Genomic DNA, 5,155 nt, shown 5'->3' with positions numbered 1-5,155 from the left:
GGTCACCACTAGACTCCTTGGACGATGACCCTCCCGGACAGCTCGACTGAAGCTGCCTCACCGACGTTTGCCGACCTGCAGATCAATCCCTCGGTCCTGCGGGCGATCGCCGACGTCGGCTACGAATCGCCCACCGGCATCCAGGCCGCGACCATCCCGGCGCTGATGGCCGGCTCCGATGTCGTCGGGCTGGCCCAGACCGGCACCGGCAAGACCGCCGCGTTCGCGATCCCGATCCTGTCCAAGATCGACGTCACCAGCACCGCCACCCAGGCGCTGGTGCTCGCCCCGACCCGCGAACTCGCCCTGCAGGTGGCCGAGGCGTTCAGCCGGTACGGGGCCCACCTGCCCAAGATCAACGTGCTGCCGATCTATGGCGGCTCGTCCTACGGCGTGCAGCTGGCCGGGCTCCGCCGCGGCGCCCACGTGGTGGTCGGCACACCGGGCCGGGTGATCGACCACCTCGAGCGCGGCACCCTGGACCTGTCCCACGTCGACTACCTGGTGCTCGACGAGGCCGACGAGATGCTCACCATGGGCTTCGCCGAAGAAGTCGACCGCATCCTGTCCGAAACCCCGGAATACAAGCAGGTGGCGCTGTTCTCCGCGACCATGCCGCCGGCGATCCGCAAGATCACCACCAAGTACCTGCACGATCCGCTCGAGGTCAGCACCAAAGCGAAAACCGCTACCGCCGAGAACATTTCGCAGCGCTACATCCAGGTCGCCGGCCCCCGCAAGATGGATGCGCTGACGCGGGTGCTGGAAGTCGAACCGTTCGAGGCGATGATCATCTTCGTCCGAACCAAACAGGCCACCGAGGAGGTCGCCGAAAGGCTGCGGGCCCGAGGCTTTTCGGCCGCAGCCATCAACGGGGACATCCCGCAGGGCCAGCGTGAGCGAACCGTGGCCGCCCTGAAGGACGGCAGCATCGACATCCTGGTCGCCACCGACGTGGCCGCGCGCGGGCTGGACGTGGAGCGGATATCGCACGTGCTCAACTACGACATCCCGCATGACACCGAGTCTTATGTGCACCGGATCGGGCGCACCGGCCGGGCCGGCCGCTCGGGAACCGCGCTGCTGTTCGTCTCCCCGCGCGAGCGTCACCTGCTCAAGGCGATCGAAAAGGCCACGCGCCAAACGCTCACCGAAGCCGAATTGCCCACCGTCGAAGACGTCAACGCCCAGCGGGTGGCCAAGTTCGCCGACTCCATCACCACCGCGCTCGGTTCTCCGGGGATCGACCTGTTCCGCAAGCTGGTCGAAGACTACGAGCGCGAGCACGACACCCCGATGGCCGACATCGCCGCCGCGCTGGCGCTGCAATCCCGCGACGGCGAGGAATTCCTGATGGCGCCCGAACCGCCGCCGGAGCGGCGCGAGCGGCGCACCGAACGTCGCGACCGCCCCGAAAGGCCAAGGAACGCAAAGCCCTTCGCCACCTATCGCATCGCGGTGGGTAAGCGGCACAAGATCGGCCCGGGTGCGATCGTCGGCGCCATCGCCAACGAGGGCGGGCTGCATCGCAGCGATTTCGGCCACATCGCGATCGGGCCGGATTTCTCCCTGGTGGAATTGCCGGCCAAGTTGCCCAAGTCGATCTTCAAACGCCTTGAGCACACCCGCATTTCGGGGGTATTGATCAACTTGCAACCGGAGCGGTCGTCCGCCAGGCCCCGCAGCCAAGACGGTGGGAAGCCGCGCAGGAAACACGGCGGATGACGCTGTCCGAAGAACAAGACGCCCAGGGCGGCCTCGAGCAGACCTCTCGCGTCGACCGGGTCGCCTCGCTGACCGGGATCCGCGCGGTCGCCGCGCTCCTCGTCGTCGGCACCCACGCGGCCTACACCACCGGTAAGTACACGCACGGCTATTGGGGCCTGGTCGGTTCCCGGATGGAGATCGGGGTACCGATCTTCTTCGTGCTCTCCGGCTACCTGTTGTTCCGCCCGTGGGTGAAGGCGGCGGCGAAAGGCGGTCGTTCGCCGTCGCTGAGTCGCTATGCGTGGCACCGGGTTCGGCGCATCATGCCCGCCTACGTCGTCACGGTGTTGTTCGCCTACGTCCTCTACCACTTCCGCAATGCCGGGCCCAACCCCGGCCACAGCTGGCTGGGCCTGGCGCGCAACCTGACGCTGACGCAGATCTACTGCAACGGCTACCTCGGCAAGTACCTGCACCAGGGGCTGACCCAGATGTGGAGCCTTGCGGTGGAGGGATCGTTCTACGTCATCCTGCCGCTGCTGGCCTACCTGCTGCTGGTGGTGATCTGCCGGCGACAATGGCAGCCGAAGTTGGTGCTCGGCGCGCTGGCGGGGATGCTGTTGATCAGCCCGGCCTGGCTGGTGCTGGTGCACACCGATCACTGGTTTCCCGACGGGGCACGGCTGTGGCTGCCCACCTATCTGGCGTGGTTCCTCGCCGGCATGATGCTGACCGTGCTGCAGGAGATGGGGGTGCGCGGCTACGGGTTCGTGGCCATACCGCTGGCGGTCATCTGCTATTTCATCGTGTCCACGCCCATCGCCGGCGCGCCCACGACCTCCCCGGCGACGCTGAGCGAGGCGTTGTTCAAGACGTGCTTCTACGCCGTCATCGCCGCGCTCGCGGTGGCACCGCTGGCCCTGGGCGACGACCATGGTTGGTATTCGCGGGTACTGGCCAGCCGCCCGATGGTGTGGCTGGGGGAGATCTCCTACGAGATCTTCCTGATCCACTTGATCACCATGGAATTCGCGATGGATTACATCGTCGGCGCGCGGGTCTACACCGGCCCGATGCTGTACCTGTACGTCGCGACGCTGGTGGTGACGATCCCGCTGGCGTGGCTGCTGCACCGGTTCACCCGCGTGCGGGAGTGACCACGCCGGCTAGTCGCGGGCGGACACCGGCGTCACGATCGGGACGACGAATTCCTCGATCATCGCCCGCTCCTCGGCTTCGTCACGGCCCGGGTGGGTCAGCAGCGAAACGATCACCCGCACCATCCAGCGGCCGCGGCGTTCGATGACGGCGGGATCGTCGGGTCCCAGCGATTGCAGGAATGCCACCGCCAACGCCGCGATGACGTCGGACTGTCCGGCCAGTTCGCCACCTACCGGCGGGCGGGTGGTGGCAAACCAGGATGCCAGCGCCGGGCTTTCGCGAACCATCGCCAGCGTGACGAGGATGCTCGCGACCAGCCGTTCGCGTGGGTCCTCGATGTCGCCGGTGCGCGCGATGATCTCGCGGCCCAGCCGGTGGGTTTCGCGGTGGACGTAGGCGGTTCGCAGCGCCTCGCGGTTCTCGAAATACCGGTACAGCGTCGCGCGGGAACAGCCTGCGGCGCGGGCGATTTCGTTCATGCCGATCGAGTCGGAATCGCGCTGGGTGTAGAGCCGCTCGGCGGCGTCGAGGATCCGGTCGGCGGCCGCCTCGGTCCGGTGCGTGCCCAGCCAGTCGTTGCCTGCCATCAGGACGTCGTCCGGATCGGCACCGACAGCGGGCGCCGGACGTAGCTGCCGCCGGCCCAGACGATGCCGGATTCGTCCACCTCGAAGTCCGGGCACCGGGTCAGGAGTTCGGTCAGTGCGACGCGCGATTGCATCCGCGCGGCGGCGGCGCCCAGACAATGGTGTGCGCCGTGGCTGAACGTCAGGATGTTGCGGGGGCAGCGGGTGACGTCGAGTTCGCCTGCGTCCGAGCCGTATTGGCGTTCGTCGCGGTTGGCCGAGCCGTAGAGCAACAGCACCCTGCGCCCGGCCGGAATGGTGGTCTCGCCGACGGTCACGTCCCGGGTGACCGTGCGGGCCAGGCCCTGCACCGGTGAGGTCATCCGCAGCAGTTCCTCGACGGCATCGGGAATGCGGTCGGGGTCGTCCACCAGCAGCTGACGCTGGTCGGGTCGTTCGTGCAGCAGCGGCATCGAACCGCCGAGCATGCCGGTGACGGTGTCGTTGCCGCCGGTGACCATGGTGAACGTGAACGCCAGGATCGACAGGGTGCCGGCGATGTCACCGTTGGCACCGACCCCGGCGGCCACCAGGTGCGAGATGGTGTCGTCCTCGGGTTCGGTCCGGCGCCGTTCGATCAACCCGGTGAAGTAGGCCATCATCGACCCGACGGCATCGCCGACGGTCTCCAGGGCGCCGGCGACGCCGCCTTCGGCGGTGTTGGCCGCGACGATGGCCTGGGTCCAGCCGTCGAACTGGGCCCAATCCTCCTCGGGCACACCGAGATAGTGGGCGACCACCATCGACGGCAGCGGCTTGAACAGCTCCGCGACGATGTCGCCGCCGCCGGCCGAACGCAACCCCTCGATGCGCTCGACGACGAACTCGGTGACCTTGGGCTCCACCGCCTCCACCTGCCGCGGGGTGAAGCCCCGCGACACCAGCTTGCGGAACTGCGTGTGTACCGGGGGATCCTGCATCACGAACGGTGGATTGTCCTGCAGCCCAATCAGTTCCAGGTCGTCATAGTTGACGGTCAGACCCTTGGCGGAGGAGAAGGTTTCGTGGTCGCGGGCCGCGGCCCACACGTCGGCGTGCCGGGAGAGCACGTAGTAGTCATGCTCGGGGTGGTTGGCCGGCACGACGTGGTGCACCGGGTCGTGGTCGCGCAGCGCGCGGTACATCGGCCACGGGTTGGGCCAGGTGTCGGCGGTGGCCAGCTGGAAAGCGACCGGCGCTTCGTGAGACATAACAGCAGCCATGTCTCATTCGTACGACAGTCGTGACGATATGTCAACCCTGCCGCACGCCGGGCGCCCCGCTGGCCGGGCGCCCACCACCGAGCGCCCGGCTGGCCGGGCACTCGAGAGCAAAGGCCTAGATAGCCGCGCCCGGGTTCAAAATGCCCTGCGGATCCAGCGCCTGCTTGATGCGCCGGTTGAGGTCCATCACGTCGGGGCCCAGATAGCCGGCCAGCCAGGGCCGCTTCAACCGGCCGACGCCGTGCTCGCCGGTGATGGTGCCGCCCAGGCCGACGGCGAGATCCATGATCTCGCCGAACGCCAGGTGCGCGCGTTCGGTCATGTCGGCGTCGGCGGGGTCGTAGACGATCAGCGGGTGGGTGTTGCCGTCGCCGGCGTGCGCGATCACCGAGATCATCAGGTCGCGTTCGGCGGCGATGCGCGCGATCCCGGTCACCAGGCGGCCCAGCGCCGGCAGCG

The 5,155-nt window shown here is 67.9% G+C and carries 5 protein-coding genes; 2 read left to right on the top strand and 3 right to left on the bottom strand.

Going from position 1 to position 5,155, the window contains the following annotated elements; translation table 11 throughout:
- The first annotated feature begins 24 nt into the window (after nucleotides 1–24).
- Both A5646_RS13365 and A5646_RS13360 read left to right on the top strand, forming a co-directional pair.
- Entirely contained in the window at nucleotides 25–1,725 is a 1,701-nt protein-coding gene (locus A5646_RS13365) for a DEAD/DEAH box helicase (protein ID WP_066863900.1), read from the top strand.
- On the top strand, nucleotides 1,722–2,864 hold the full coding sequence (locus tag A5646_RS13360) for an acyltransferase (protein ID WP_066863902.1): 1,143 nt from the start codon (nucleotides 1,722–1,724) through the stop codon (nucleotides 2,862–2,864). Before A5646_RS13365 ends, A5646_RS13360 begins: the two co-directional genes overlap by 4 nt.
- Nucleotides 2,865–2,873: 9 nt before the next feature.
- On the opposite strand, the gene A5646_RS13355 is transcribed toward A5646_RS13360, so the two are convergent.
- The 3 genes from A5646_RS13355 to A5646_RS13345 form a co-directional block, all read right to left on the bottom strand.
- Nucleotides 2,874–3,455 carry a TetR/AcrR family transcriptional regulator gene (locus tag A5646_RS13355; RefSeq protein ID WP_066880334.1) on the bottom strand — a complete coding sequence of 194 codons (582 nt, stop codon included), beginning with the start codon at nucleotides 3,453–3,455 and terminating at the stop codon, nucleotides 2,874–2,876.
- Nucleotides 3,455–4,696 (bottom strand): cytochrome P450, encoded by a 1,242-nt coding sequence (locus tag A5646_RS13350; RefSeq protein WP_197505186.1) that lies wholly within the window; start codon nucleotides 4,694–4,696, stop codon nucleotides 3,455–3,457. Before A5646_RS13350 ends, A5646_RS13355 begins: the two co-directional genes overlap by 1 nt.
- A 115-nt stretch (nucleotides 4,697–4,811) precedes the next feature.
- Nucleotides 4,812–5,155: FAD-linked oxidase C-terminal domain-containing protein (locus tag A5646_RS13345; RefSeq protein ID WP_304441920.1), on the bottom strand; the 344-nt coding region annotated here is incomplete at its 5' end.

It is taken from the genome of Mycobacterium sp. 1245499.0 (assembly GCF_001673615.1).
GTDB classification, from domain to species: Bacteria; Actinomycetota; Actinomycetes; order Mycobacteriales; family Mycobacteriaceae; genus Mycobacterium; species Mycobacterium europaeum_A.
This window is presented reverse-complemented; position numbering and strand designations above follow the sequence as displayed.